The sequence below is a fragment of the Paracoccus sp. (in: a-proteobacteria) genome (assembly GCF_030536915.1).
GTDB lineage: Bacteria > Pseudomonadota > Alphaproteobacteria > Rhodobacterales > Rhodobacteraceae > Paracoccus.
In genome coordinates this window covers 1-2,095 of sequence record NZ_JAUNPC010000196.1, presented here as the reverse complement: position 1 = coordinate 2,095, position 2,095 = coordinate 1, and the positions used below count along the sequence as shown (strand labels likewise).

The following is a 2,095-nucleotide window of genomic DNA, read 5'->3' as shown; positions in this document are numbered from 1 at the left end:
GGACCTTCCAGCTTGCCGTCATCACCATGGCGATCGTGACGGCGGCGGCCATCGTCGTGGGCTCGCTGGCGGCCTTCCGGGTCGGCGGCATGTTCGACCGCATCGCCTCGGTCACGTCGCTGGTCGGGGCCTCGGCGCCGGATTTCTGGATCGCGATCCTGGGCATCGTGCTGTTCTCGGTCACGCTGGGGTGGCTGCCCACATCCGGCACCGGGACGCCCTGGCACTGGATCCTGCCCGTCGGCGTGCTGTTCATCCGCCCCTTCGGCCTGATCGTGCAGGTGGTGCGGGGGTCGATGATCACCGCGCTGTCCTCGGCCTATGTCAAGACGGCCCGCGCCAAGGGCGTCCGCAGCGGGCCCATCATCTTCGTCCACGCGCTGCGCAACGCCATGCTGCCGGTCATCACCGTGATCGGCGATCAGGCGGCGGCGCTGCTGAACGGCGCGGTGGTGGTGGAAACGATCTTCGGCTTTCCCGGCGTCGGCAAGCTGATGATCGATTCCATCCTGCAGCGCGACTTCAACGTGATGCTGGCCGCGATCATGGTCACGGCGCTGGCGATCTTCCTGATGAACGTGCTGATCGACCTCGCCTATGCGCTGCTCGATCCACGGATCCGGCACTGAGGAGCCGCCCATGTCCCTTTCCGACACCGGCACGATCCCCGAGGAGCCCGGCGCGCTGCGCCGCCTTGCCCGGATGCTTCTGGCCGACAGGTTCGCGCTGATGGCGGCGCTGTTCCTGGCGCTGGTCGTCGCCCTTGCGGTCGTCGGGCCGATGTGGCTGGGAACCGAGGCCACGCGGCAGAACCTGCGCGGGCGCAACCTGCCGCCCTTTTCGCTGGAACAGGGGTGGCTGTGGGTCCTGGGCGCGGACGCGCTGGGACGGCCGCTGCTGGCCCGCATCATTGTCGCCACCCGCAACACCATCGCCATCGCCGCGGGCGCGGTGCTGTTCTCGGCCGTGATCGGCACGGTCCTGGGGCTGGTCGCGGGCTACATGGGCCGCACCGCCAGCCAGGTCATCCTGCGGCTGGCCGATGTCATCATGTCCTTTCCGTCGCTGCTGCTGGCGGTGATCGTGCTTTACATTCTCGGGCCCTCGGTAACGAACCTGATCGTCGTGCTGGCGATCACCCGCATCCCCGTCTACCTGCGCACCACCCGCGCCGAGGTGATGGAGGTGCGCGAGCGGATGTTCGTGCAGGCCGCGCGGGTGATGGGCGCCTCGCGCCCGCGGATCATCTTCCGCCATATCCTGCCGGTCGTGCTGCCGACGCTGCTGACGGTGGCGACGCTGGATTTCGCCTTCGTGATGCTGGCGGAAAGCGCGCTGTCCTTCCTGGGGATCGGCATCCAGCCGCCCGAGATCACCTGGGGCCTGATGGTGGCGCAGGGGCGGCAGTATCTGCAGACGGCCTGGTGGCTGTCGGTCTGGCCGGGCCTGGCCATCATCCTGACCACGCTGTCGCTGAACCTGCTGTCGGGCTGGCTGCGGATCGCGCTGGACCCGACGCAGCGCTGGCGGCTGGAAATGAAGGGGCGCCGCAATGGCTGAGCATCTGCTGGAGGTCAGCGGCCTTTCGGTCGATTTCCACACCGCCGCCGGCACCGTCCACGCCGTCCGCGACGTCAGCTTCCACCTCGACCGGGGCGAGACGCTGGCGATTCTGGGCGAAAGCGGCTCGGGCAAGTCGGTCTCGGCCTCGGCGATCATGAACCTGATCGACCGGCCCCCCGGCCATATCGCCGCCGGCAGCATCCGCTTCGACGGGCAGGACCTTCTGCGGCTGACCGACGACCAGCGCCGGCAGATCAACGGCCGCCGCATCGCGATGATCTTCCAGGACCCGCTGAGCCACCTGAACCCGGTCTATCCGGTCGGCTGGCAGATCGTCGAGACGATGACCGCCCACGGCACCGCCCGCGACAGGGCCCGTGCCGAGGCGCTGCGGCTTGTCACCCGCGTCGGCATCCCCGACCCCAAGGGCGCGCTGCGGAAATATCCGCACCAGTTTTCCGGCGGCCAGCGGCAGCGGCTGATGATCGCGATGGCGCTTGCGATGAAGCCCGACCTGCTGATCGCGGACGAG

The 2,095-nt window shown here is 68.7% G+C and carries 3 protein-coding genes; all 3 read left to right on the top strand.

From position 1 onward, the window contains the following. On the top strand, positions 1-629 hold a 629-nt coding region (locus Q4F04_RS15660; RefSeq protein ID WP_303370715.1), incomplete at its 5' end, for an ABC transporter permease. A gap of 10 nt (positions 630-639) precedes the next feature. After that, on the top strand, positions 640-1,560 hold the full coding sequence (locus Q4F04_RS15655) for an ABC transporter permease (RefSeq protein WP_303370714.1): 921 nt from the start codon (positions 640-642) through the stop codon (positions 1,558-1,560). After that, on the top strand, positions 1,553-2,095 hold a 543-nt coding region (locus tag Q4F04_RS15650; RefSeq protein WP_303370713.1), incomplete at its 3' end, for an ABC transporter ATP-binding protein. The genes Q4F04_RS15655 and Q4F04_RS15650, both read left to right, overlap by 8 nt.

Coding starts and splice junctions, on each gene's coding strand:
- Q4F04_RS15655 (WP_303370714.1), top strand. CDS start 640: ATGTCCCTTTCCGACACCGGCACGATCCCCGAGGAGCCCGGCGCGCTG.